Raw genomic sequence first — 25,800 nt, 5'->3', positions numbered from 1 at the left:
CCTCTGTTGTTATACTAAGTTTATGTGTAACATTGTAAAACAACACAAACAGTATACTGAACTTAGAGGAGCTTATCAACTCCCCCTCCCTATAGATTTTGAAACTGCGATTGCACCAGATGATTCTGTTCGACTCCTTAGCCACATACTGGAGGAATTAAATTATACAAAACTATATCAGGCTTACTCTCACAAAGGGAGAAAACCCGGTGTCGAACCTAGAATTCTCTTTAAAGTAATCGTTTATGCCTTTATGGAAGGCATTTATTCCACACGTGAAATTGAAAAAGCATGTAAAAGAGATATTAACTTTAAGTGGCTTTTACAAGGCTATCCTGCATTAGATCATTCTAACATCGCTAGATTTATCAAAGATTACTTAAGTGATTGTTTGGAAGATCTTTTTTATCAAATGACTCTCCTTTTACACGATATTCATGAGATAAATTTTGAACATCTTTTTATAGATGGCACAAAGATTGAAGCTAATGCTAATAAATATACTTTTGTATGGAAAAAAGTCATTCGCAAAAACGAAGATAAAATGCATGTTAAAATAGTAGACCTTTTTAATCAAATAAATGCTAATTACTTGGTAGATATAGCATTTGATCCTAAAAATGTAGCGACATCCTTATCTAAAGCATTATCATTTCTAAAAACAAAACAATCTGATGAAGGCATTAACTTTGTTCACGGCATAGGCAAAAGAAAAACCCTTTTACAAAAACTTACCGAACAAGCTCAATCATTTTTAGAGAGACAAGAAAAGTATGATAGCTGCAACGCACTGTTTAAAGGCAGAAATAGCTATTCAAAAACAGATACAGATGCGACTTTTATGCATATGAAAGATGACCATATGAGAAATGCACAACTCAAACCTGGTTATAACGTTCAGATTGGTGTTGAAAGTGAGTATATTATCGGCCTGGATATTTATGCTGATCGTAGTGATGTTGCAACATTAATTACTTTTCTAGAAAATCTCCACAGTCATTTAGATGTTCGCTACAAAAATATTATTGCAGATGCAGGTTATGAAAGCGAAGAAAACTATCTTTATCTTGAAGCAAATCATCAAGAGCCTTATATCAAACCTTTGATGTATGAAAAGTGGAAAAAGAAAAGCTTTAAGAATGATATAAGTAAACGAGAAAACATGAGATACATTGAAGATGGAGATTATTATATTTGTGCTGCAAACAAACAGTTAAAAGCACAAGGTGTTATTCACAAAACTTCGACGAATGGCTATGTATCAGAAATAACAACTTATGAGTGTAAAGACTGCACTGGTTGTAGATGTAAAGAAAAATGCACAAAAGCAAAAGGAAATAGACGGTTACAAGTATCTAAAAAGTTTGTGGAAAAACGAGCTATTTCATATGAAAATATAAAATCAGATGTGGGTATTGCACTAAGAATGAATCGTTCTATTCAAGTTGAAGGGGCCTTTGGTGTACTCAAGTGGGATCATAATTTCACTAGATTTTTAAGACGTGGTAAAAATAACGTCAAAACTGAGTTTATGCTCTTATGTTTTGCCTATAACATCAGAAAACTTCACTCGAAAATTCAAAATGAACGATGTGAAAAGCATCTATATCCATTAAAAACAGCCTAAATTTTAGAAGTAATAATTGTAGGTTTATTAAGATGCGCTAAAATAAGAAATATTCATGTACATAGATATAAAATTCCAGTTATATACATAAAAAAGAGTGCCACGAAACTATTTTATAGTTTCGCGACACTCCCTTTTTTGGGGTATTATGATTTAAGTACTATAAGAATTCTACTGCCTCCAATAGCCTTGTACCTGTATGCTTTAATAACCGAATAAAATGAATACTCTTTTATCATATTATATTTCTATTTAGTTAAAATTATAAGCTGTCATAATGGGTTTTCTTTGCTCTACTTGATCCTTAAAATACTCATAAAAGCTTAGTCCTAGAAAGCCCCCTGTTACATTAACTACATTAGTATAACCTAGGTTTTGCAGTGCTAATACTGCATTGTAGCTTCTTTGGCCTGTACGGCAATGAATATAAACTGGCTTGTCTTTAGGAATTTCTTGAGTTCGTTGTCTTAGTTCACTCAGTGGTATATTTTTAGCTTTTTCAAGATGACCTCTTTCATATTCACCTACTTCTCTCACATCGATAAAGATTTGATTTTGTTCTAGCAGTGGTCTTACTTGATCTACTGTTACCTGTTTAAAGTCACCTGCTAATAAATTACTAGCAATATATCCTGCATAATTCACAATATCTTTTGCTGTTCCAAAAGGTGGTGCATAACAAAGCTCTAAATCCTTTAAATCATAAACTGTGGCATTAAACTTCATAGCTGTGGCAATCACATCAATTCGCTTATCTACGTCCCCTTTTCCAATAGCCTGTGCACCTAATATTCTACCTGTTGGCACTTCAAAAAGAAGTTTAAAGTGAAGTGGATTGCTGTCTGGCATAATGCCTACTTTATCATTTAAAATAAAGTGAACTTTATCATAATGAAGCCCTAACTTTTGAGCTTTAATTATGTTTTCATTTAGACCTGTAGAAGCTCCATTATACTCAAAAACCTTAATAGCTGAACTCCCCATATAAGCGCTAGCTTTAATTTCTATGCCATTGATATTATCTGCTACTGCCCTTGCTGCTTTTTGGGCAGGGCCTGCTAAAGTTAAACGTGCTTTTTCACCTGTTAATAGATGATTGACATCAATAGCATCTCCTATGGCATAAATATCATCATCTATGGTTTGATAGCTCTCATTAACTGCAATAGCACCTGTTGGACTCATTTCTAAACCAGCTTCCTGGGCTAACTTACTTTCAGGCCTAACGCCTATTGCCATTACTACCATTTCTGTTGGTATCTTTTCTCCAGAAGCCAATATGACTGTTCTAGCTTCAAAGTGACTTACAGGACTACCTAGTAAAAGCTGAACACCATGGTCCGTAAGCACCTTGTGAAAAACTTGTACCATCTCTTCATCAAAGGGGCGTAAGATTTGTTTTTCTCCTTCTACTAAGGTAATATCATAACCTGCTTCTCTTAGATTTTCTGCTACTTCAATACCTATATAGCCACCACCAATAACTGTTATTGTTTTGACCTTATTTTGCTCTATATGTGATCTGAGTTTTATAATATCTGCTACATTTCTTACTGTAAAAGTAGGAATAGTATCTAATCCCTCAAGCTGCGGAACGATAGGTTTAGCACCTGGTGACAAAATCAATTTATCATAACTTTCTTCATAAGTTTTACCTGTTGAGTGCTGATAAACCTTAACTTTCTTATTAGTTCTATCGATAGCTACAACTTCTTCATTAACCCTCGCTATAATATTATATTGCTTTAAAAACTTTTCCGGATTCATTAAAACCAGCTTACCTGCTGGCTCGACAGTTCTGCTTAAATGATACGGTAAAGCACAGTTTGAAAATGATACATGAGGTCCCTTTTCAAACATAATAATTTGATCCGTTTCACTATGTCTTCTGAGTCTAGCTGCTGCTGAAGCTCCTCCTGCTACACCACCTACAATGACTATTTTTTTACCCATAACATTCACTTCCTTTTCTTATTCTAATAGGTAATTTATTATAAAACTCTACCTAAATTCTATTTCTTCCTTTATAAGCAGCCATACCACCTTTTACATTCACTACGTTATAGCCTTTTTCTTGAAGTGCTTTAACCGTTCTCATACTTCTCATACCGGATTGACACATAATATAATACTTTTCATCTTTATTCAAATAGCGTTCAGGTGTACTTAATAAACTGCCCATTGGAATATGCTGAGCTGTTTTTACCTTACCTGATAACAGTTCGTAACCTTCTCGTATATCTATTAAATGGATATCATCTAACATATCATCCAAATCTTCTGCCCAAATAGTTTCTTTATTATTATTTCTATTAAAAACGGAAAACATATAATCTCCTCCTCATAATCAAATGATATTTTTAACCTTTTCGGTTATTCTATTCTTATTATAAGAATTTCTATTCTTTTTGTATGTAACTAACTCACATAGAAAAAAGCTCTAAGATGTTTTTTAAAGGAAGATACATTTCTCCTTCTTGAATATGTGCTGGCACAACTATTTCTAATGGTTCTTCATTATATAATGCTATTTTTTCACCCTGTTTAAAGCTTAGAATATTGTTCCCACCTGTTAAACTAATTTGTTTTTGTTCTGGCATATAGCTATAATTCAAATTCAGTGCTTGGCAGATTCCCTTAACAGGTACTACCCCTCTACCCAAAATAATTTTTCCTTTTATTTGCTCTTCGTTTATAGTCACTTGCCACTCATGAGAGTTTAAATTAATCATTTCTTTAGCTAACAAAAATGGTATCTCCTTATTAGCCTTCCAAATCTGGTCGTATTCCATTAAAGAAAGCCTTTTACCATTTGCATTTTTTCCTACTTCCAAGGTAAAAGAAGGCTTCTTTAAACTCTGAATAAACCAATCTGTAAATCCACGTCCTCCTCTTGATTGGCTAATAGGCACTAAGCTATACTGTGTTGCATGAGAAAGCATGCGTCCTATTACTAAAGAATGTTTATACAGCTCACCTGTCTGATGATACCACCAATAAATCACTTCCCCAGCACTATGATAAGCTATAGCTGCTTCGAAATCTTGTACTTTACATAGATCTCTCAGTGCTTGTGTTTCCAATTCAGAGAAAGCTTCTGTCCCTGCATATCCGCTAGATCCCGGTGTAGGCTTAGTGGCTATGGTAGCATAGAGGGTTGGATAATTACGATTTAAATCTACACCTCTTCCATTCGCTTTCCATTCTGGTCTAGTACTTAAAGCAATTGTTGCACCATCAGGGTTCACCAAGGGAACAAACCAAATAGATACTGTATTCAACACCGTTCGTACATCTTGCCCATTGATTGTTTGCTTCTCTACGTACGCTTCTGCTAAATAGCTTATTTGATTTAAAATAAGCACTGTTGTTAGAGCCTCTCTTCCATGATGCGTCCCATTAATAAGAATACTCTTTTCTCCTTTTCCTAATTTAAGTGCTTTAATCTCAGTTTGCTTAGTTGTAGAATATCCAATAGTTATTATCTCGGTTATTTCTTCATAATCCTGTGCTATTTGATCTAGTGCCTTATTCGTTTCTGTAGTAATTTGTTCCGAATAAATGGCTTTTAAATCTAATGGATTCCCCTTTAGTGATTGTATTAATAAAAGCATTACCATACAACTTTGCCATAACCTATACTTTTTTCTTCTCATTACTATCCCCCACATAGTCAATAACATTTAATGATTAAGGCACTTTTTAAGAGCTTCTATATCTAATAATTTAAAACTATTTTTATAGAAATCAATTAAATTGTCCTCCTTCATTCTAGCTAATTCTCTACACATAGAAGGACGTGACACATTAAGAAATTCAGCTAGTGCCTCTCTATTAGGTGTAATATTAAAAGCCAGCTTGCCACTCCTTTGTGCTTCTTTTAAAAGATAAGTGGCTAGTTTTTCTCTCATCCCTTTTAATAGTAGGAGTTCCATTTTTATATTAAGCATTTCGTTTTTGTCCCCTAGTACCCTTAACATGTTATGAATGAGTTGTGTGTGAAAAGAACATCCGTTACTACAATTTTCAATCACATATTTATATGGAATTAATATAACAGTTGTTTTTTCTCTTGCTTTAGTAGATACAGGGGCAATTCTTTTAGAAGTACATACGATGGATTCACCAAACATATGCGAAGCTTCTAAGAAAGCTATAATATGACGCTCTCCTGCTATGTTTTCCTTGATAATCTCTATGCAGCCTTCTAGAACAATGCCTATATGACCTACTTCATCTCCTGCATGAAAGAGATATTCTTCTGCTTCATAGGTTACCATTTTAAATGCCAAACAAGATAATAGTTTTTCCAGCTCCTCTTCTTTGATTTGACGGAACAGGGCTGATTGTAATAAACACTCTGCATAGCGCTTAATCATTTTGACTCGTTCTCCTTTAATTCATTATAAATCTATCTTATTACTTTCTTCTTTTTCTTGCACTATCTATTTTAAATTACTCTCAAAAGAACTTTTTACTAGACTGTCCTTAAACTATAACATTTTTCTAATGCTTATAGGGCTTCTTCCTATTCGCTTTAATCACCCTTTTCTTATTATGCTAAAAATCAATAAAAGCTAGTCTTCAACCCTTTATAAGCCGAAGACTAGCTTTTTATATTAACGTAATTTTTCTATTAATGCTTCTACATCTAAACCATGTACTTGACAAGCTTCTTCTAAAGTTTCCATTTGAGAAGATGGGCATCCAAGGCAGTGCATACCAGCTTCCATTAATACCCTTGCATTTTCAGGATTAATCTTTAAGATGTCGCCAATCACCATGTCTTTTGTAATCATCCCTTGAGAAGTCTCAGCCATTTTTGCTTCTTCACCAAAGAACATCTCCATATCTTCTTCTACTGTAGAAATACCACCAATACCAAAGTTTTCTACTAATACTTTAGCTACATTTGGAGAAAGAAAAGCTGGAAGTGTTGGTCCTAAGTGAATTTCTTTTACTCCAAGATAAAGTAATGATAATAATACAATAACTGCTTTTTGTTCATACCAAGCAATGTTATAGATGATTGGTAATTCATTGATATCTGCTAAACCAAATACCTCTTTTAATTTAAGTGCAATAAGAGCTAAAGAATAAGAATCGTTACATTGTCCTGCATCTAATACTCTTGGAATGCCTCCGATATCGCCTAAATCAAGTTTATTATATTTGTATTTTGCACAGCCTGCTGTTAAGATAACTGTATCTTTTGAAAGTGCCTTTGCAAAATCTGTATAGTAATTTCTTTTAGAAGCTCTACCATCACACCCTGCCATTACTACGAACTTTTTAATAGCACCAGATTTTACAGCTTCTACTACTGTATCTGCTAATGCAAATACTTGTTCATGAGCAAAACCACCAATGATTTCTCCTGTTTCAATTTCTGTTGGCGCTTTACATGTTTTTGCTAAAGCAATGATTTCTGAGAAATCTTTTTGGCTACCTGCTTCACCTTCTATATGCTTACAGCCTACATAGCCAGCTGCACCAGTTGTAAACATTCTATCTTTATAAGATGCTTTTGGAGGTACAATACAGTTTGTAGTCATTAAGATAGGTCCATTAAAAGCTTCAAACTCTTCTTTTTGTTTCCACCAAGCATTTCCATAGTTCCCTACTAAGTGGCTATACTTCTTAAGCTGTGGATAATAGTGTGCTGGTAACATTTCAGAGTGAGTATAGACATCTACCCCAGTACCTTCTGTTTGAATTAATAATTGTTCGATATCTGCAAGGTCATGACCCGATACTAAAATACCAGGATTCTTACCTACACCAATATTAACTTTTGTGATTTCTGGGTTACCGTAAGTTGATGTATTAGCTTTATCAAGTAATGCCATTCCATCAACACCTACTTTACCTGTTTCTAATGTTAAAGCTACAAGATCGTCTGCTGTTAATGAATCATCTAGTAATTTCATTAATGTTTCTTGCATAAACGCATCGATTGCTTCATTATCATACCCTAAGGCATTAGCATGTTTAGAATAAGCAGATAAGCCTTTTAAGCCATAAGTAATTAACTCTCTTAATGAACGAATATCTTCATTTTCCGTGGCTAAAACACCTACTTCATCTGATTCAGCTTTTGCTTTTAAAATTTGATTAACTTCACTAGCTTCTTTATTTCCAGATACTAAATTCTTAAGAGAAGCTAAAATGCCTGTTTTGTTTTCCAAGGCAATATCCCAAGTGGCTGCTTCAGATAAATGATCTTTGTTAGTTAACTGCTGCATTAATTCATTTTTCTTTGCTAAAGTTTCTTTTACTCTCGCATAAAATACTTCATCATCAAAGTTTGCATTTGTAATCGTTGTAAATAAGTTAAGTGTGATATAGTGATTTAACTCTTTACTTACTTTTTTTCCTTCTTGACGTAATCTTGTTGTCACTTCAGATATCCCTTTTGTTACATAGATTAGTAAGTCTTGCATATTAGCTAGTTCTGCACTTTTACCACATACCCCTACCTTTGTACATGCTTTGTTTCCTGCTGTCTCTTGACATTGCATACAATACATTTGATTATTCATATTTCTCTCTCCTTTATTTTAACGGATTTTAGCCATTTCTTCGCTGCTGATAACTGTATTATATCTAAAAGCAACATCAAATTACGTAGCTATGGCTACAAATTAAAAATAAAGAAATAAATAATCACCCTCATCGTAACCTCTGCATCTTCTGGACTAAATACACTTACAATAGCTAGTATTGCAAACCACTCATACCATCTCTCTATTACTTTTAACACGTGTCTTGTACCACTAAGCATGTTACTTTTCCTCTCTGTTCAATATCTCTCTCCATTCCACCATTTTCCCAATATAAGTATGATATAAAAATTGAGTTCTCTAAACTATGATTCATATCGAAAAAATCATGTTTCATGCATCGGTCGGTTTTTGCGACGAATTTATGATAACTTGAAGATGTGAAGCAAAAATTCGTAAAGGAGGAACATGATTATGAAAAAACGATTTAGAGCAAGCTTATCACCGATATATCCTTTATTCCCTAGGGCAATGGGATGCTCAGTAACCATAGGATGAAATATCTTTGAATCGTTTGCTGAAGTGGGCTCTACAAAACCACATACATAATAGAATTACCTAGATTAAATTTATGGAAAAGATACTAAGGAGAATTAAGAAATGAGAAAACGTATTTTTAGTGTATTTCTCACGCTATGTATGGTGTGTACCTTGCTGCCAGCCCAGCTTACCTTTGCGGCATGGACTGGATCATGGAATGGAAGTTGGTATGGAACATGGGATGGACAAGCTGCGGAACTTAGTGACAATATTGGCTTTAATTATGGGGTAGGTGGACACTTATTAGTCACCATGCCTACCACTACATCTAGCTGCTATACTTTTGGAACAACCTCGTCAGACGGACTGACCATTACAGAAACTGCCGCAAATACTGACACATTACCTAATTCAGGATGGAACTGGGCGGTTAAAAAAGATGCTGATCAGGGAGGACTTCCTACCTATACCTTAATCCTTAGCGGTGCCAACATTACATCAAAAAGTGGGGATGCTGTAATGATAGGAAAATCCAGCGGTAATACTAAGGTTATGAATTTAAACCTTGTTATAAAGGGAAATAACGAGGTGACAGCTCCCACAACTGCTATTGCCATCTATAACAACAAACGTGTTACTGTTAGTGGGAATGGAAGTCTAACGGTGAATGGAGGAAGTTTAGGCTTTTTTGCAGACTTGACAGATGCCCTTGAGATAGGGGATCAGGTTAAGCTCAATGCCACAGGAGGTACAGGTGCTGGACTTCAGGCTTTGAAAGGTACATTAACTATTTCGACCCGTGGTGAGGGGCAAGCAGTAACAAGGTCCGATACAAAAGATGCAAGAGCAATTAAGGCAAAGACTATTGTAATTGACCCTAATGTAGAACTTTATGAAGGAGATATCGGCTCTTATGATAATTGGGGTGAGTCAATAAAAGCAGCAGATTCACCAGCTAAATGGAAAAGAAAGTATAACTTAGCAACAGACTCTGACAGCTATATCCTTCCCGCTGCACAGGTGGGTTATGGTGCACAATCACCAGTTACAGTGACAATAAGTAATGGCGATGATAAAGTAGCAACAGGGGAGCTCTTAGTTCAGTTTGAGAATGGCGGTGCAAGCAACTTTGAATTAAATAAAACAACTATAAGTGATATTGCAGAAAGTGGAAATACGACAGTGGAAGTAACACCTAAAACAGGACTAGCTGTAGGCACTTATACGGATACACTTCAAATAAAATCTGATGGACGCATAGTCAAAGAGATTCCATTAAACTTCAGTGTGACGCAACAGCTTACCTATACGATTACGGCAACAGCAGGTGTAGGTGGAAGTATTTCACCAGCTGGGAATACTGAAGTTAATAAAGGAGAAAATCAAATCTATAGCATTACGCCAAACAGTGGTTATGCTACTGAGGATGTAAAGGTGGATGGTGTAAGCAAAGGAGCTCTTTCAAGCCATACCTTTAGTGATGTACAAACAAATCATACCATTGAAGCAACCTTTAGTGTGGTACCACAACCTACCTATACGATTACGGCAACAGCAGGTGTAGGTGGAAGTATTTCACCTACTGGGAATACTGAAGTTAATAAAGGAGAAAATCAAATCTATAGCATTACGCCAAACAGTGGTTATGCTACTGAGGATGTAAAGGTGGATGGTGTAAGCAAAGGAGCTCTTTCAAGCCATACCTTTAGTGATGTACAAACAAATCATACCATTGAAGCAACCTTTAGTGTGATACCACAACCTACCTATACGATTACGGCAATAGCAGGTGTAGGTGGAAGTATTTCACCTGCTGGGAATACTGAAGTTAATAAAGGAGCCGATCAAAGCTATAACATTACGCCAAACAGTGGTTATGCTACTGAGGATGTAAAGGTGGATGGTGTAAGCAAAGGAGCTCTTTCAAGCCATACCTTTAGTGATGTACAAGCAAATCATACCATTGAAGCGACCTTTAGTGTGGTACCACAACCCACCTATACGATTACGGCAACAGCAGGTGTAGGTGGAAGTATTTCACCAGCTGGGAATACTGAAGTTAATAAAGGAGAAAATCAAATCTATAGCGTTACGCCAAACAGTGGATTTGCTACTGAGGATGTAAAGGTGGATGGTGTAAGCAAAGGAGCTCTTTCAAGCCATACCTTTAGTGATGTACAAGCAAATCATACCATTGAAGCAACCTTTAAGGCTGTTAGCAGTGGGGGTTCTTCTTCAGGTGGAGGCGGAGGTAGTGCCTATACCCCTAGCTATACGGTCACCACTGATACTTCTAAAACAGAGCATGGTCAACTGGTGTTAGAAAAAGGAAAAGCGACTGCAGGTGAAATAGTAAAACTTACCCCTAAGGCAGAAGCAGGCTATGAAATAGATACACTAGTAGTAAAGGATGAAAAAGGCAACATCATTGAAGTTACTAAAAATGCAGATGGCACCTATTCCTTTAAGATGCCTAGCGGTAATGTAACCGTAGAAACCACCTTTAAGGAAAGTCAAAAGAAACCTGTTGTACCTCCTATGAATGAACAACCTGTAACATGGGTAAATACCTTTAACGATGTTGCAGAAACAAATTGGTATTATGATGCGGTGAAGTTTGTAAATGACAAGAATCTTTTTGAAGGAAACAGTGAAAATAGCTTCGCACCTAAACAATTATTGACAAGAGCTATGGTTTGGACCGTAATAGGCCGTTTAGAAGGTGCAGAGTTATCCGGAATTAATGTATTTGAGGATGCACGTACTTGGGCAATAAAAAGTGAAATCTCAGACGCTAGCAACCCAAGTGGTAATGTGCCAAGAGAGCAATTTGTGACCATGCTTTGGAGGTACTGCGGCTCACCAAAAGCAAATGCTACGTTAGTAGGCTTTAATGATGCCAATGAAATTGACGATTATGCGAAAGAAGCCATGGCATGGGCAGTGGAAAAAGGTATTATAATAGGTAAAGGTAATGGGCTGCTTGCTCCTAATGACAATGTTACAAGAGCAGAAGCTGCTACTATTCTCATGGCTTATTATAAAAAGTATGAAAATAAAAAGCATTCATCTTAAACAACTTAAATTCTAATTTACTTAGATTATTAAAAACTTCTCATGTGTTAACAGAAACAGTGACTTAAAATCACTTTTAGGTCAAACAAAACTTTTACCTTATGTCCCCTAGGGGCATAAGGTTTTTTTGTAAGCATTACAACAAATAAATAATTGCATCTGATTAGAGACTATACTCATCTTCAGAGTATAAAGTGTATTTACGAAAAGACGTATCATAAAAATATCTCCAACCACAAACTATGGATGGAGATGTAAAAGTTTTTATGGTTTCACCAGACTATTTGACAGGAGGCGGTTCAAACTTCAAACTGACCCGAAAGTCCTCGCATAAAATAACAAAACCCCTCTAAAAACATGCTAATAAGCACGCTAGAGGGGCTTTCCTATGTAAGAATTTGAAAAACATTGAGATTACGTACAGAGAAGGGGACTCGAACCCCCACGCCCTTGCGGGCACTAGAACCTGAATCTAGCGCGTCTGCCATTCCGCCACCTCTGCTTAAAAATAGATGATTTGTCCATCTCTTATTGTAATCACTTTATCTTTATTTTTCAATATAAATTTATACTAGCTAAATAGCTATCTGGTATGGTGCCTAGGCGCCAATAAGAAATGCCCCTGATGCCTAGTAGCTTTGCTAAATCTTCTTTAGCTTCGATACTTCTTGTATTTTCATACCAAATGATATTTCTAACGCCATCTGCTTCATAAATAGCATAAGGATTTTGAGCTATTTCATCATAATAGCTGACTGTTCCTGGTGTATTTAAACGTGTTTCAATCTGAGTATATGTAGGTGTATAGGCAAATGTGTGAATAACCTCTTGATTTTTCATTTGCCACTGCGTACTGGCAAAACTAATTTGAAGTACTAGCTTACTTTTATCTGCAACTGCTGTAGTTGCTTCCCTTAAGGTAGCATAAACTTCATCAATAGGTGTCATAGGTGTCATTACTATTCCTTGCTTTTGTTCATTAACATTTAAGCTTTTAGCTCCATAATCATGTGCCATTAAAATGACACGATCTGCTACTTCTCCAATGCCTTTATAATCATAGCCTTTAAAATAAGTAGTGGGCTGAACAGCCACCATTAAACTTTTTCCTTCTGCTGCTAATGCTATTTTTAGCTCTTTTAAGAAAGTCACATAAGGTGCTTTTAAATCTGCACTTCGTAGCTGTTCAAAGTCAATAGTTAAACCATCAAAACCTCTTTCTACACCATCTTTTTCAATCTTCTTTGTTAAGTTAACTAATGACCTAATCATTTCAGCTCTTTGGGTAGAATCATTAAGTAATTCTCTTATTTGTCCACCTTGGTCTTCGTAATAAACCATTAAGTAGGTCGCTACACCATTAGCTTTTGCTTCGTCTAAAGGTACTTCAAATCCTAAAGGGACTTTAAAATCACCTATTCCATCCGTTACTACAGAAATTTGCTTGTTGGCATCTACAATAACTTCTGACCATCCAAAACTAATCGCATCATAATTTTTAATAAGTGCCATTTGACTGCTAGAACTAATGGCATAAAAAGCATGTTCAAACTGCATATCTGCTTTAATAAGTGCTTCTAAACGGCTTAATATACTTTCAGCTGCTGAGACGCTTAATCCTATTTTAGGCCCGAAGGTCTCACTTCCTGTTCCATTCATTAGACCTAGTGTCTTAACTAAATTAATTTCTCCTTGATGAGTTGTAACATCCTTAAATAACTTTTGCTCTTCATAGTCTTTAGCAACACCCGATAGGCCTAAAGCTTTTACAAGATATACAGCTGCTTCTTCTCTTGTTAGATTTCCTTTTATCTGAGCTGTTTCTTTATAATTAACCTCTAACGTTTGTAAGTGGTTTATAAAAGACTCCTTCTGCATCACAGGATTTTGGATAACAGTACCACCATAGCTTGTTGTTACCAAAAATGTGCCTAATAAAAAACTCACTAGCCATTTCTTATATTTTCTCATTAGTTATCCCCTTTCTCTTCTTCTACCTTTACTATTTTCTTTTTTATTGTATCACGCTTTGACTTATCTAAATATTAAAATTTTATAACTTTAAAAGTTAATGTAAAACTTATCCATTTTTCATCAAATATTAATTTTAATTTTCTGGAAACATGTTATAATAATTTTAACTATTATATAGAAGGAGAAATGTTTTATGTCTAAAGGAAGTTATAGTCCTCATCAATCAAGTATTGCCAACATGGATGCTAACATAATGGCCATTCTTACTTATGCTCTCCCTGTAATTGCTGCTTACTTACCAATCGTTTGGAGAATAGCTTGGCTCATTCCTATCCTTATTTTCTTTATGGAAAAGAAAAGTAACCTTGTTAAATTCCACGCTATGCAATCTGTTGTCCTTTATGTGGTTAGGGTGATTGTCATCAGCATCTTACATGTTATTCCACTCTTGGGTGGTTTAGCTAGTTTTATCGTAGGCATTATCTTTACTTTAATTGCCATCGTTGCCGTTATTGGGGCTTTCAATTATGAAGAGTTCCGTATTCCTTTTATCGGGGATTTTGTGGCACGATTAATTAAATAACCCATTTATCGTATCAATCAAAAACATCAGTTTAATCGTAATCTAAAAAAGGATTGCCCAAAATGGCAATCCTTTTTTAGATTATTTTTCTGTAACCTTGAAGGCTTGTATGGTATGATTAAGCTTTTCCATACGTTCTATTAAGGCTTCTGAGAAAACAGTTAACTGATTCATACTTTCTTGCTGATGTATACTTAGGCTATTCACTTCTTGTGTAGTGGCTGCTGCTTCCTGAGTAACATCCCTAATACGTCCTACCTGCTGCATCACATTTACTTTTGTGCCTTCCATACTATCTACTTGGGTACCAACTTGTAAAAGTTCATTACTCATATGTTGTAAAATATCAATAATACTATAGAATACCTCATAGGTTTCTTTAACCACCTTTTCCTGCGTATTAAAGGTAACTCTGGATTCCTCTACTAAGCTTAAAGTCTCTGACATATGATTTTCCATAGTTGTTAGTGTCTGTCTTACTTCACCTACAGATTGCTTAGACTGATCTGCTAATCTTCTTACTTCCTTCGCCACTACAGAAAAACCTTTTCCAGCTTCTCCGGCTCTAGCTGCTTCAATAGAAGCATTTAAAGCAAGTAAATTAGTTTCCTCACTAATATTTTCTACCATCTGCATAATATGATTAATATTTTTATTAAGTATATTAAGTGCATTCATACTAAGCCCAATTTCTTCTGCCACATTTAATGAATCTGACATCGTAGTATTTAGAGCTTTCATAGTGTCAGAGGCTTTTTCTATCATGGTAGTTGCCCCTGCTGTACTAGCTATAATGTCTGATGTTTTCTGCTTAACCGTATAGATATGCTGAGCTAATTCATTCATAGAACCATTGGTTTTTTGAGTATCTTGAGCTTGTTTCATAGTCCCTTCTGCTAAATCTGAAATGCCTATTGTAAGCTGCTCAATGTTATTAACTGTCTCAAAGATTGTATTTTGTAAAGAATGACTACTTCCTAGGGTATCTGTTACAACATGCTGCGTTTGCTTTAAAAGTTCGCCAGTCTGACGCATCATTTCATTAAAACTATGACATAGTTGTCCTACTTCATCCTTCTTATAACCACTCATTTGTACAGTAAAATCACCTTTCTCGGCTTTCTGCATTAAATTAACAAGCTTAAGGATTGGCTTTGAAAAACTTCTAGCAAAAATATTACCTATGATAAAAGTTAATATAATAATGCCTATTATAAGTAATGCTAATAAAATATTAGCTGACTCTAACTCTGAAGTAAGCGAATTCATAGGAACTTCTACAATGAATTGCCAACCATTATTAATCGGTGCACAAGTTACTAAACGACCATTAATCGGCTCACTCATGGCCTCTGTTATACCCGATGCTATCTGAGCAATATCTTCAGGAATGATGATCTGTTCTTCCTTACTACAAAATAAGATTTTTTGACTTTGATCGGCTAAATAAATAGTCGCACCATCTATCATTTTCATCTCTTGTATAGCAGCTTTAATATTGGCAAGATTAACAACTACAGCTAATGTATAGGTATTAGCACCTTTTTTAGGAATCTTATAGTTATTTGTAAGTAACACCTTATCTTCTGGTAAATTCATATGAGTTATCCATGAAAATGTATTCACCTTATCTTCTTCAATAAAACTGCTGAACTCTTCTGTTGAAAAGTAATCGCTTCTTTTGGTAACGTTTCCATTTTGGGACAAAAATAAAATCTCATCTAAATCACTATTTAGGGCATTTATTCTAAGCAATTGTGCTTGAATCTCATTTTTTGCTTTTACTTGTGTCCCTAGGTCTGTGCTAAAATAATTTTCCACTAACCCACTGTCACTTAACTGAGTTACTGCTATCCCATCTACTGCTTGCTCTATGCTTGACACAAAGTTCTCTACATTTAAAACTGATTGTTTAACGAGTTCTGTACTAAGCTGTATACTATTATGTCTTAAAGCTGATTTCGCCACATTGCTGTATATACCCCCAAGTATAAATACTGCCATTAAAGATATACACAAGCAAAATACTATGAGCCTCGTTTTAATAGATAAGTTTCTTCTTATTGTACTAGTTGGCTTAAATGATTGTTTCTTTCTAGTTTGAAAGGTTAACTGCCTTTTTTTTGAATTAGTTCCTAACCTCTGACCTCTTCTCATTAAATACCCCCTCTTAAAACCACTTCACCTCATTATAGCATATCTTTAATCTTTTTTAAATAATCCAAATATTATTAGCAGTAATCTCTACTCTAAATACAAAAATAAGAGCCTATTATGTTAATTCTAGGCTCTTATCTTGTGTACTTATTTTTCTATCGCCGCTGCAATTTCATTGACCATAGTCATTGTCGATGTAAAGCCACCACCAGCTGTATACCATACAGTTGGATCAAGATAAATGATACGGTCATTTTCACTTGCTGCTGTTTTTTTAATAAGTTCATTATCAAATAGTGCTGGGGCTGACCCTTCTCCTGCTACAACAGCACTACGGTCTACTACAAATAAGTAGTCTGGATTTTGCTCTAAAATATATTCGAAGGAAGCATTTTGACCATGAGTAGATACTTCAATTGTTTCATCTACTGGTTTAATACCAAATTCATTATGAATGATACCAAATCTAGAACCTTTTCCATAAACACTAAAAGCATCACCATTAGCTAAAGCTATTAAAGCATTAACATCTTTTTCTGCCGCTTTGGCTGATACTTCTGCCACTGCATCTTTAATTTCTTTAACCTTTGCTGTTACTTCTTCTTCCTTACCGAAGATTTCACCTAAATAATTCATATTTGTTTCAAAAGAAGTCAGGTAATCTGCATTGTCTACTGCCAAATTAACAGTTGGTGCAATTTTACTAAGCTCTTCATAGTAATCTGCTTGTCTGCCACCAATAATAATAAGCTCTGGTTCTATTTCATAAATCTTTTCCATATCTAATTCTTTAAGTGAACCTACATTTGTATAAAGACTTTCATCTTCTAGGTGTGCTAAGTAGCTTGGTAAACTTCCACTTAGAGGTAGACCTGCTGGTGTAATCTCTAGAGCATCTAATGCATCTAAAATCCCTAATTCAAGTACCACAATATTTTTTGGATTCTTTGGTACTTCTGTTTCACCTAAAGCATGAACCACCTTAACTGTTGTTGCTTCTTGGCCTTCTTCTGGCGTTGCTGATGCTTCTGTGTTCACTGGTACTTCTGTATTGACTGCTCCAGTACCTTCATTTGTAGTAGTTTGGCCACACCCTGTTATAGTAATAGCTGCTGCTGTCATTAGTGTTAATAATAATTTCTTGCTCATTATTGATTCTCCTTTTATTTGATTTGTAATTATTTAGCTAGCTAATTTTATATGTCATCGCTGATAGAAATGAAAGGGATACCCGTCCTCACTATGTACCTATGAAAATGGGAGGGGTACTTATCCTCAGTGTATTGCTACTAAGATGAGAAGCAGAACGCCAGAGGGCAGGCATCCCTTTCATCTCTTTCAACAAATGTAGTTTAAATAATTTTCATTCTCATTTATATCTCATAAATGTTCCTCTACTTTTTAGTAGAGGGCATCCTTTTTTATTTATTAAAAATACACACAGATATTCTGATTATTAATGCTTTGTACATGAAATGGCATGTCATAAATTCCTTCTAAAACACCTGCCCTAATAATATCTTCTGTGTAACCTTCTTTTTCTACTATCCCATTTTTAAGTGCCACAATATAATCTGAGTAGCAAGAAGCAAAGTTAATATCATGAATAACAATGATAACAGTTTTCCCCAACTCATCAACTAGCTTTCTTAAGATCTTCATGATCTCTGCAGAATGTTTCATATCTAAATTGTTAAGTGGTTCATCTAGTAATATATATTCACTATTTTGTGCTATAACCATGGCAATGTATGCTCTCTGTCTTTGACCACCACTTAGCTCATCTAAATAACGGTGCTGAAGATCAGTGAGCTGCATATATCCTAGTGCTTCATCAATTTGTCTTTCATCTTCTTCGTTTAGATTTCCTCCCGAATGTGGAAATCTACCAAAGCTCACAAGCTCACGAATAGTAAGACGCATATTAATATGGTTAGTTTGTTTTAAGATAGCTAGCTTTTTTGCTAGTTCTTTTTGATCCCATTCTAAAACATCTTTACCATCTATCATAACTAAGCCGCTATCTCTCTTCATCAGTCTACTCATAATAGAAAGAACTGTACTTTTTCCAGCTCCATTTGGACCAATGAAAGAGGTAATCTTACCTTGTGGAATATTAATAGATACATCATCTACTACCTTTTTCCCACTATAGGCTTTTGAAATATTCTTTACATGAATCATCTCGCACGTCCTTTCATTAATAAATAGATAAAATAAACACCGCCAACAAAGTTAATAATAATTCCTACGCTTACACCAAAGTTTAAAACACGCTCCGCTATCAGTTGTCCACCTACAAGAGCGACAATACTTAAGAGCCAAATAGCTATTGTTAAGTGTTTATGCTGGTAGGACTTAATAAAATACCTAGCAATATTAACAACCAATAAACCTAGGAAAGTAATGGGACCTACTAATGCTGTTGCTGCTGCTGTCAAGAGTACCACTACAACGAGCATTCGCCTTACTGTTTTTTCATAATCTACACCTAAGTTAATTGCTTGATCTCTACCAAGTGCCATAACGTCTAATACTTTTAGAAACTTAAAACTGTAAAGGAAAGCACCTCCTATTAAAAGTGTTGCTGCTCCTAATACTGCTGTATTAATTTGATTAAAACTAGCCTGTGATTTATCTTGAATAGTTAAAAAGTCTGTTGGATCTGTTAAAACTTGCATGAAGGTCGTAAAGCTTTCAAACAAAGTCCCTACTACAACACCTACTAAGAGCAAGTAAAAAATATTACCACTTTTATTTTTAAATACAATTTTATAGAATAAAACAGAAACAATTAACATTAAAACAAGTGTCAATCCAAAATGAAGTTTTGCATTAGTAATCCATTTGCTAGTTGCTCCTAACGCAAAAACAATAACGGTATTAACTAACATATATAAAGAATCTAATCCTAATATACTAGGTGTTAAAATATGATTGTTTGTTACTGTTTGAAAAATAAGAGAAGAAAAACCAATGGCACCACCTACTAACACAATGGCATAAAGCTTAGGAATTCTTCTACCTAGTGCATAAGAAAAACTTTTTGGAGAAAGTCCTATCAATAAAAAGGCAGCCATCAAAATGATACTTAAAATCACTAGAAGCAGTATTCTTCTTCGGTCTGCTTTGATCATCTTACCCTGCATATTCTGCCCTCCTTAAAATCATCACCAAGAAGATCACACCACCAATAACCCCTACCATCATGCCAATGGAAACTTCAAATGGATAAATAATAAGTCGTCCTAATATATCACATATTAGCAAAAAGATAGGTCCTATAAGTGCGGTATGATAAAGTGCATTTTTTAAGTGATCTCCCATATATAAGGTAACTAAGTTGGGAATAATAAGTCCTAGAAAAGGGATATTCCCAACCGTAATCAAAGTGACTGCCGTAATCATCGCTACAATACCAAGTCCAATATTCATAACCGCCTTATAATTAAGACCTAAATTAGCAGCAAAATCTTCACCCATACCTACAATAGTAAATTGATTGGCATAAAGAAAACCTATTATTACCACCGGAATGCTTAAATATAGCATCTCATAGTTACCTGACATAATCACAGATAAATTACCTTCCATAAAAGAAGTGATATTTTGTACTAAATCATATTTATATGAAAAATAAGCTGTAATAGAGCCTATTACTTTACCTAGCATCATTCCAACTAAAGGTACAAAAATGATGTTTTTAAGTTGAATACGTCTCATCATCGTCATAAAAACTAACGTACCACCTAATGCAAATATAAAAGCAACTATCATCCTGGTCATTTGGCTCGTACTACCTAGCCACATCATACTAACAAGCACTCCTAATTTAGCAAAGTCCGTAGTAGCTGCTGTAGTAGGTGATACAAATTTATTTCTACTAATCTGTTGCATAATAAGCCCACTTACACTTAATCCCACTCCAGCTACAATAATAGCAATGAGTCTAGGCAATCGACTTATAAGCAAGAGCTGTACTTTATCTGGTTTTAATGCTAATAAATCATTTATATGAAGACTACTTACCCCTACAAATAATGAACCTATTGAAAGTCCAATAAGTAGCACAGTCAAATAGCGTTTCTTAATATACTTCTCCACTTTCTGTCTCCTTTGACACTATATAAACCCTGTGTTATACTAAATAAATATCTGCTTTTGATAAACATTATCATTTATTAATTAATCTTATCAACTATATGATTAGTTGTCTTACACGATATTTAGGTTTATTTAAAAATATTAATATGAATTGTAAACGTACTTGAAAGGAGACTCATGTGCTATATACCGAACTTGAAAATGTAATGGAAAATTTTTATTTATGTAGTCATTTAGCTTTATGTGCCATCAATAAGAATAATCATGTATTTCTGAGTATGGGGCATACTATTCCTCATCCTTTAGAACAAAGTCTTTCAAAAGAAACTCTGGCCACTTTACAAGAACGCTTATCTCAAGATTCTCTGATTCATCATGTTCTAGAAGATGGCAGAACCTTTACCATCTGTGCTATTAACCCCAAGTATTTAGAACTTGGATGCTTTGTAATTGGCCCTTATACAACGGATATTCATTTAAAAAATGTCCTTCCCTTTAAACCTGCTCATTGTATGGTGCATCTTATTGATTTACTCTATGCCATTGGTAGTTCGTTTACCCAAACCCACGAAGAAGTGGAAGAAGAATATAACTATCATGTTTCTAAAGCTAAAGACTATATTGAAATACATTATGCTGAACCTATTACGCTAGATGCCTTAGCATCTTATCTAGGTCTTCACAAAAGTTATTTTTGTACTATTTTTAAAAAAGCTACCAAGCAATCTTTTTGTAGCTACACTAATATGGTACGAGTAGAAAAAAGTAAAGACCTTTTAAAAGAAGGAACAGATTCAATCTTAGAAATTGCTTTATCTGTGGGTTTTAGTAGTGCGAGCTATTTCAATACTACTTTTAAGAAACTAGTGGGCATGACACCCATTGAATACCGTAATCAAAATATATAAACAAGTAACTCCTGTTGATTAATCACTCCCTTTAAAATATAAAAATTAGACTACTAAAGTAGCATCTCAATTCATATATAAAATCGCAGAGGATACTTTGATTTAAAGCATCCTCTGCGATTCTGTGCACATCCTTAACAATACCAATTAATTTTAGCTGGATTTTTCTCATTTTCTACAGCAATAGCACGCAATGCTGCTTCCATTTTAGTACATTCCTCAGATGCAATTTGCTCATAAACCTCTGCCTTCTCATCAATACCAACACGATCATATGCAATAGCCGCACAACCATAAAATGCAAGACTCAATGACTGAGTCGTTGTATGTATTGTAGTTGCTGCCTGTGCAACAGCCCTAGCAGCTGCTTGTGCCGCTTGATTTTCTTCTGCTTCTCTTGCTGCTGCACGAGCCTCTAAGATTAGTTTCTTAACCATGGGTAATTTAACTTTACCATCAAGCCAGTCATTTGAGGCATTTATCGCATCTCGTAAACGATTATCGTTTGGGTAAGCTTTTTCATAAATAGAAAGTATATGTTCTTCAGCATAATCGATACACCACTTGGCAATAGTGGTCTTACTTTGTGTTTCAATGAGATGCATAAGAGAAATAATATAGGGTGAATCCACACTTCCAAGCATTTTTCGTGGTTTAGGCATTTCATGACTCCTTCTCTTTTTTATCTTATTTTTGTATATGAATATGCTTAGTCTAGCATACTCATATATAATGCTACAATCACTAAAAACAATAACAATATCAAACCATCTTCTCTTTAAAATGGTTAAAGCGTGGCTCTGCCTTTTATTGATATATTTTCATATAATGGCATTAGTCAAGGCGTTATAACGCTATAATTAATTTTTTTAATAGGAAGGTGACAAAATGAAAGTCGGCATTATAATGGGCGGAATCTCTTCAGAGAAGGAAGTCTCCCTTAAAAGTGGTGAAGAAGTATTAAAACATATTAATAAAACTAAATATGAGGCTATTCCTATTGTACTTCATTCAAAAAAAGAGGCTATAGATAAGCTCAGTGGCATCGATTTTGCCTTTTTAGCACTACATGGTCGCTTTGGAGAAGATGGCACTATTCAAGCGCTTTTAGAAACCTTAGATATTCCTTATAGTGGCTGCCGCGTCTTAACGAGTGCACTATGTATGAATAAACATTTAACTAAAAAACTTCTTGCTTCAGAAAATATCACTACACCTAAAGGTATACTCATTAAAGCCAGTGAACCATTAAATTCAAGTATAGCGAGCACCTTAAACTACCCGCTTATTGTTAAACCTAATACTGGCGGTTCTAGCATTGGAACCTGTAAAGTAGAAAATAAAACTGATTTATTGTCAGCTATTGATGAAGCCTTCAAATATGATGAAGAACTATTGATTGAAGAATATATAGCCGGTGAAGAAATTACTTCTTTTGTCTTAGATGGTGAAGTCTTTCCTACGGTTTGTATTAAACCTCGGTTTGGTCAGTTTTTTGATTATAATTCTAAATATACTATTAATGGTGCTCTTGAAGAAATTGCGCTCCTACCTTCAATCCTTCAAGATAAGGTGACACAGATTTCAGAAAAAATATGGGCTTTATTTAGCTGTAAAAGCTATTGCCGAATTGATTTCATTATTAAAAACGAAACTATCTATGTGTTAGAAATTAACACACTTCCCGGTCTCACAGAAACAAGCTTAATTCCTCAAAGTGCTAAGGCTAAAGGAATAGATTTTACCACGCTTATTGACGCTATCATTAGAACTTCTATGATTTAGTAATAGGATTAAAATTCTTTATTAGAAATTCTACTTCTTACCTTCATATATTAAGGTTAAAAATAAGATGTTAAATAAGAGTCTACAACAAAGAAGTAGCTTATCTAGCGAATGAAATGAAGTGCCTACGTCAAGTACATGTAGCAATAATGAAAATCTGTATGTCGTCAATCTCAATATATGATTGGCGATATTTCTATACCATTTTATTTTTTACGTAATCTCTATATTCAAGTGGCGACATACAGCTTATTCATAGTGAACCACCTGATCCTATAAATATTAGTCATGACAAAAATATCCTTTTAGCTTCACACTAAAAGGATATTTTTCAGTTTATTTATTTAAATCAATTTCAAAACTAGTTTTAAAGAGCTGAATAGCTTCACCACTAATATAAACCTTGTCTTCTTTTAGCTCACAATAAAAAGTTCCTACCCTTTTAGATAGCTGCTTATCTAGTAACTGATTTTTCCCCAATATTTTAGCCCAATAAGGTACTAAAGTACAATGAGAAGAGCCTGTTGCCGGATCTTCAAATACACCACACCCTGGTGCAAAATATCTGGATACAAAGTCTACTTCATTCCCCTTTGCCGTTACTATGATACCAAAAACATCTAAACGATTAACAAGACCTACATCTGGTTTTAAGTTCGTAATCTCCTCCTCTGTTTCATAAACGACCATCACGTCTCTTGATTCATAAAAAGCTATAGGATTACCCCCTAAGGCTTTGATAATATCTGTTCTTGGAGTGATCGCCCTTCCCTCTCTTACTGGAAAACTTAAAGTAAAGCGTTCCTTATTCCTTGTGACAATAATCTCACCACTTTGTGACTTAAAAGTAATTTGTTTCTTTCCTTGTTCTACTTCATTAAATAAAACATACGCTGTTCCTAAAGTAGCATGTCCACATAAGTCGATTTCTACCTCTGGCGTAAACCAACGAATCTGATAGCACTCACCTTCCTTATAACAAAATGCGGTCTCTGACAAATTATTTTCCATTGCTATTTTTTGCATTAATGCTTCTTTTAAGGGCTTTTCCGTCAGGCAAACTGCAACAGGATTTCCTTTAAAAAGCTCATTAGTAAACGTATCTACTTGATACATGGTAATCTTCATACGAACACCTTTCTTTATCCTCATTTTGGTAATTATTTTATTTCTTATTAGGGAATCGGATTTTTGACTACATATACATAAGTGTAAAAACAAAATAAATAACTTCCCACGGCATAATTACCACAGCTTCAACTTGAGGAACTGACCGGGTCAGCCAAGTCTCAATCTATTGTTATAGGTACCTCTGGACTTAAGGAAAATGTTCACTTGTGCGCTGCAAGGAAGGCGCCATTTATAAGTTGTTTTTAATGTTTTTATACCTCGCATTACCCAAAATAAAGTTTTAAACCAGAGTCTTAAGGTCTTAGCTTCCTAGCATAGGGTGCACCGGCCAAGACTTTTAGGAGCTCCTCACTCATTGGTTTGGCTTTCATAGCTAGTCTTAGTAGGCACTACGCTATAGCGCATACGTGCTGAGGAGCCATTTTGCGCTTTGCCTAAGGTCTACTTAGCTAGTCACGAAAGTTCATTTCAAGAGTCTGGAATCCAAAATAGCTTTTCAAGTATTGATACTACTTGGAGAGCTATTTTTGTTGTCTTTAACTACTATCAATAAAATGAAGTCATCATTCTATTTTAAATTTCCATTCCTTCCCGTCTATCTTCTTCTCTTTTTAGCTTCCTCTGCACCTTACTAAGCATACCGATTCTTTTAAGTGCTCCTAAGAAGATAAATGCCACTGTGCCTCCAATCAGTGTTCCTCCAATAAAAGAGGGAACATAAAACAGCCAAGTCAGCCCTGTCCTACCCCAAATATAAGTCATAACCGGATAAGATACTATGGCCCCAATGATACCTGTTCCAACAACTTCTCCAATAACAGCTGCTAATACTTTACCTTTTGAAAGTTTATAAAAAACACCTGATAAAGCAGCCCCAAATACAGCTCCTGTTAAAGCTAAAGGTGGAATTCCCATAAAAAGCATACGAATGATTCCTATAAGTAAAGCACATAGAAAAGCATCTGTTGGCCCCAATAACACAGCACATACCACATTAATAAAGTGAGCCATTGGACACATACCCTCTACTCTTAAAATCGGTGAAATGACTACGCCAACAGCAATTAATATAGCAAGCATCACCATTCTTAATATAGCATTTTTTGTTTTCATTTTTTTACCTCTTTCTTTTGATTTATTTAAGTGCTAGAGACCTTATACCTTCTTTGGCTATTGTCCTAACTCTCTAAACCTCAAAAAACCAAGATAATCTTAGGTACAATTAAACAGCCTCTATGCAGCACTAGCTTCATTTAGTCGGTCGAAACTTAAAAGCTTCCTCTCACCTCGAAACACGAGTTCCCTAGCTATTTAATTGTCCTTCTGAAAACAAATGCAAGGTGCTCCCCTTCCATTTGCTAGTCTTCCTCATCTTTTCAGACCTATTTCCCTATATAAAAATTTAAAATGAAT

At 34.9% G+C, this 25,800-nt stretch carries 20 protein-coding genes and 1 tRNA gene; 5 read left to right on the top strand and 16 right to left on the bottom strand.

The genetic code is table 11. From position 1 onward, the window contains the following. Positions 1 to 22: 22 nt before the first annotated feature. The gene (locus EKH84_RS08680) at positions 23 to 1,627 is read left to right on the top strand and encodes an IS1182 family transposase (protein ID WP_127064629.1); all 1,605 of its coding nucleotides are present in this window, start codon (positions 23 to 25) and stop codon (positions 1,625 to 1,627) included. A 252-nt stretch (positions 1,628 to 1,879) separates the two neighbouring features. Here EKH84_RS08680 and EKH84_RS08675 read toward each other — a convergent pair whose 3' ends face one another. The 6 genes from EKH84_RS08675 to EKH84_RS21965 form a co-directional block, all read right to left on the bottom strand. Further along, entirely contained in the window at positions 1,880 to 3,580 is a 1,701-nt protein-coding gene (locus tag EKH84_RS08675; RefSeq protein ID WP_127065964.1) for an FAD-dependent oxidoreductase, read from the bottom strand. 52 nt (positions 3,581 to 3,632) lie between these two features. Continuing rightward, on the bottom strand, positions 3,633 to 3,956 hold the full coding sequence (locus EKH84_RS08670; protein ID WP_127065963.1) for a rhodanese-like domain-containing protein: 324 nt from the start codon (positions 3,954 to 3,956) through the stop codon (positions 3,633 to 3,635). 94 nt (positions 3,957 to 4,050) lie between these two features. After that, the gene (locus EKH84_RS08665; protein ID WP_190283546.1) at positions 4,051 to 5,283 is read right to left on the bottom strand and encodes a M14 family zinc carboxypeptidase; all 1,233 of its coding nucleotides are present in this window, start codon (positions 5,281 to 5,283) and stop codon (positions 4,051 to 4,053) included. A gap of 27 nt (positions 5,284 to 5,310) precedes the next feature. Then, on the bottom strand, positions 5,311 to 6,006 hold the full coding sequence (locus tag EKH84_RS08660) for a Crp/Fnr family transcriptional regulator (protein WP_127065961.1): 696 nt from the start codon (positions 6,004 to 6,006) through the stop codon (positions 5,311 to 5,313). A 240-nt stretch (positions 6,007 to 6,246) separates the two neighbouring features. Beyond that, on the bottom strand, positions 6,247 to 8,169 hold the full coding sequence (hcp, locus tag EKH84_RS08655; protein ID WP_127065960.1) for a hydroxylamine reductase: 1,923 nt from the start codon (positions 8,167 to 8,169) through the stop codon (positions 6,247 to 6,249). A 95-nt stretch (positions 8,170 to 8,264) separates the two neighbouring features. Beyond that, positions 8,265 to 8,411, bottom strand: a complete 147-nt coding sequence (locus EKH84_RS21965) for a hypothetical protein (protein WP_190283545.1) — start codon at positions 8,409 to 8,411, stop codon at positions 8,265 to 8,267. 379 nt (positions 8,412 to 8,790) lie between these two features. Here EKH84_RS21965 and EKH84_RS08650 point away from each other — a divergent pair, with 379 nt between their 5' ends. Further along, a complete protein-coding gene (locus EKH84_RS08650) occupies positions 8,791 to 11,745 on the top strand; it encodes an S-layer homology domain-containing protein (protein WP_127065959.1) in 2,955 nt (984 codons plus the stop codon). Between the two features lie 419 nt (positions 11,746 to 12,164). Here EKH84_RS08650 and EKH84_RS08645 read toward each other — a convergent pair. Next, a tRNA-Leu gene (locus EKH84_RS08645) sits at positions 12,165 to 12,247 on the bottom strand. A 53-nt stretch (positions 12,248 to 12,300) separates the two neighbouring features. After that, a complete protein-coding gene (locus tag EKH84_RS08640; protein ID WP_127065958.1) occupies positions 12,301 to 13,716 on the bottom strand; it encodes a glycosyl hydrolase family 18 protein in 1,416 nt (471 codons plus the stop codon). 196 nt (positions 13,717 to 13,912) lie between these two features. Here EKH84_RS08640 and EKH84_RS08635 point away from each other — a divergent pair, with 196 nt between their 5' ends. Then, entirely contained in the window at positions 13,913 to 14,302 is a 390-nt protein-coding gene (locus EKH84_RS08635) for a DUF4870 domain-containing protein (RefSeq protein WP_013656197.1), read from the top strand. Positions 14,303 to 14,383: 81 nt separating this feature from the next. Here the strand turns inward: EKH84_RS08635 and EKH84_RS08630 are convergent, their stop codons facing one another. The 5 genes from EKH84_RS08630 to EKH84_RS08610 form a co-directional block, all read right to left on the bottom strand. Then, complete coding sequence (locus tag EKH84_RS08630; RefSeq protein WP_127065957.1) at positions 14,384 to 16,459, bottom strand: methyl-accepting chemotaxis protein; 2,076 nt, start codon at positions 16,457 to 16,459, stop codon at positions 14,384 to 14,386. A 147-nt stretch (positions 16,460 to 16,606) separates the two neighbouring features. Further along, positions 16,607 to 17,608: a siderophore ABC transporter substrate-binding protein gene (locus EKH84_RS08625; RefSeq protein WP_127065956.1), complete on the bottom strand. Its 1,002-nt coding sequence runs from the start codon at positions 17,606 to 17,608 to the stop codon at positions 16,607 to 16,609. 279 nt (positions 17,609 to 17,887) lie between these two features. Continuing rightward, complete coding sequence (locus EKH84_RS08620) at positions 17,888 to 18,643, bottom strand: iron ABC transporter ATP-binding protein (protein WP_013656194.1); 756 nt, start codon at positions 18,641 to 18,643, stop codon at positions 17,888 to 17,890. Further along, complete coding sequence (locus EKH84_RS08615) at positions 18,640 to 19,608, bottom strand: iron chelate uptake ABC transporter family permease subunit (protein WP_013656193.1); 969 nt, start codon at positions 19,606 to 19,608, stop codon at positions 18,640 to 18,642. The genes EKH84_RS08620 and EKH84_RS08615 overlap by 4 nt, the downstream gene beginning before the upstream one ends. Continuing rightward, positions 19,598 to 20,563, bottom strand: coding sequence for an ABC transporter permease (locus EKH84_RS08610; RefSeq protein WP_013656192.1), 966 nt, complete (start codon positions 20,561 to 20,563; stop codon positions 19,598 to 19,600). Before EKH84_RS08610 ends, EKH84_RS08615 begins: the two co-directional genes overlap by 11 nt. A 179-nt stretch (positions 20,564 to 20,742) precedes the next feature. Here EKH84_RS08610 and EKH84_RS08605 point away from each other — a divergent pair, with 179 nt between their 5' ends. Further along, complete coding sequence (locus EKH84_RS08605; RefSeq protein ID WP_013656191.1) at positions 20,743 to 21,471, top strand: helix-turn-helix transcriptional regulator; 729 nt, start codon at positions 20,743 to 20,745, stop codon at positions 21,469 to 21,471. A 134-nt stretch (positions 21,472 to 21,605) separates the two neighbouring features. Here the strand turns inward: EKH84_RS08605 and EKH84_RS08600 are convergent, their stop codons facing one another. Next, positions 21,606 to 22,133, bottom strand: a complete 528-nt coding sequence (locus EKH84_RS08600; RefSeq protein WP_127065955.1) for a putative immunity protein — start codon at positions 22,131 to 22,133, stop codon at positions 21,606 to 21,608. Between the two features lie 226 nt (positions 22,134 to 22,359). Here EKH84_RS08600 and EKH84_RS08595 point away from each other — a divergent pair, with 226 nt between their 5' ends. After that, the gene (locus tag EKH84_RS08595; protein ID WP_127065954.1) at positions 22,360 to 23,256 is read left to right on the top strand and encodes a D-alanine--D-alanine ligase; all 897 of its coding nucleotides are present in this window, start codon (positions 22,360 to 22,362) and stop codon (positions 23,254 to 23,256) included. A gap of 336 nt (positions 23,257 to 23,592) precedes the next feature. Here the strand turns inward: EKH84_RS08595 and EKH84_RS08590 are convergent, their stop codons facing one another. Both EKH84_RS08590 and thiW read right to left on the bottom strand, forming a co-directional pair. Beyond that, a complete protein-coding gene (locus EKH84_RS08590; RefSeq protein WP_127065953.1) occupies positions 23,593 to 24,384 on the bottom strand; it encodes a PhzF family phenazine biosynthesis protein in 792 nt (263 codons plus the stop codon). A 576-nt stretch (positions 24,385 to 24,960) separates the two neighbouring features. Next, positions 24,961 to 25,500, bottom strand: coding sequence for an energy coupling factor transporter S component ThiW (gene thiW / locus EKH84_RS08585; protein ID WP_127065952.1), 540 nt, complete (start codon positions 25,498 to 25,500; stop codon positions 24,961 to 24,963). Positions 25,501 to 25,800 lie beyond the last annotated feature (300 nt).

The sequence above is a fragment of the Cellulosilyticum sp. WCF-2 genome, from assembly GCF_003990395.1.
Classification (GTDB): Bacteria; Bacillota; Clostridia; order Lachnospirales; family Cellulosilyticaceae; genus Cellulosilyticum; species Cellulosilyticum lentocellum.
This window is presented reverse-complemented; position numbering and strand designations above follow the sequence as displayed.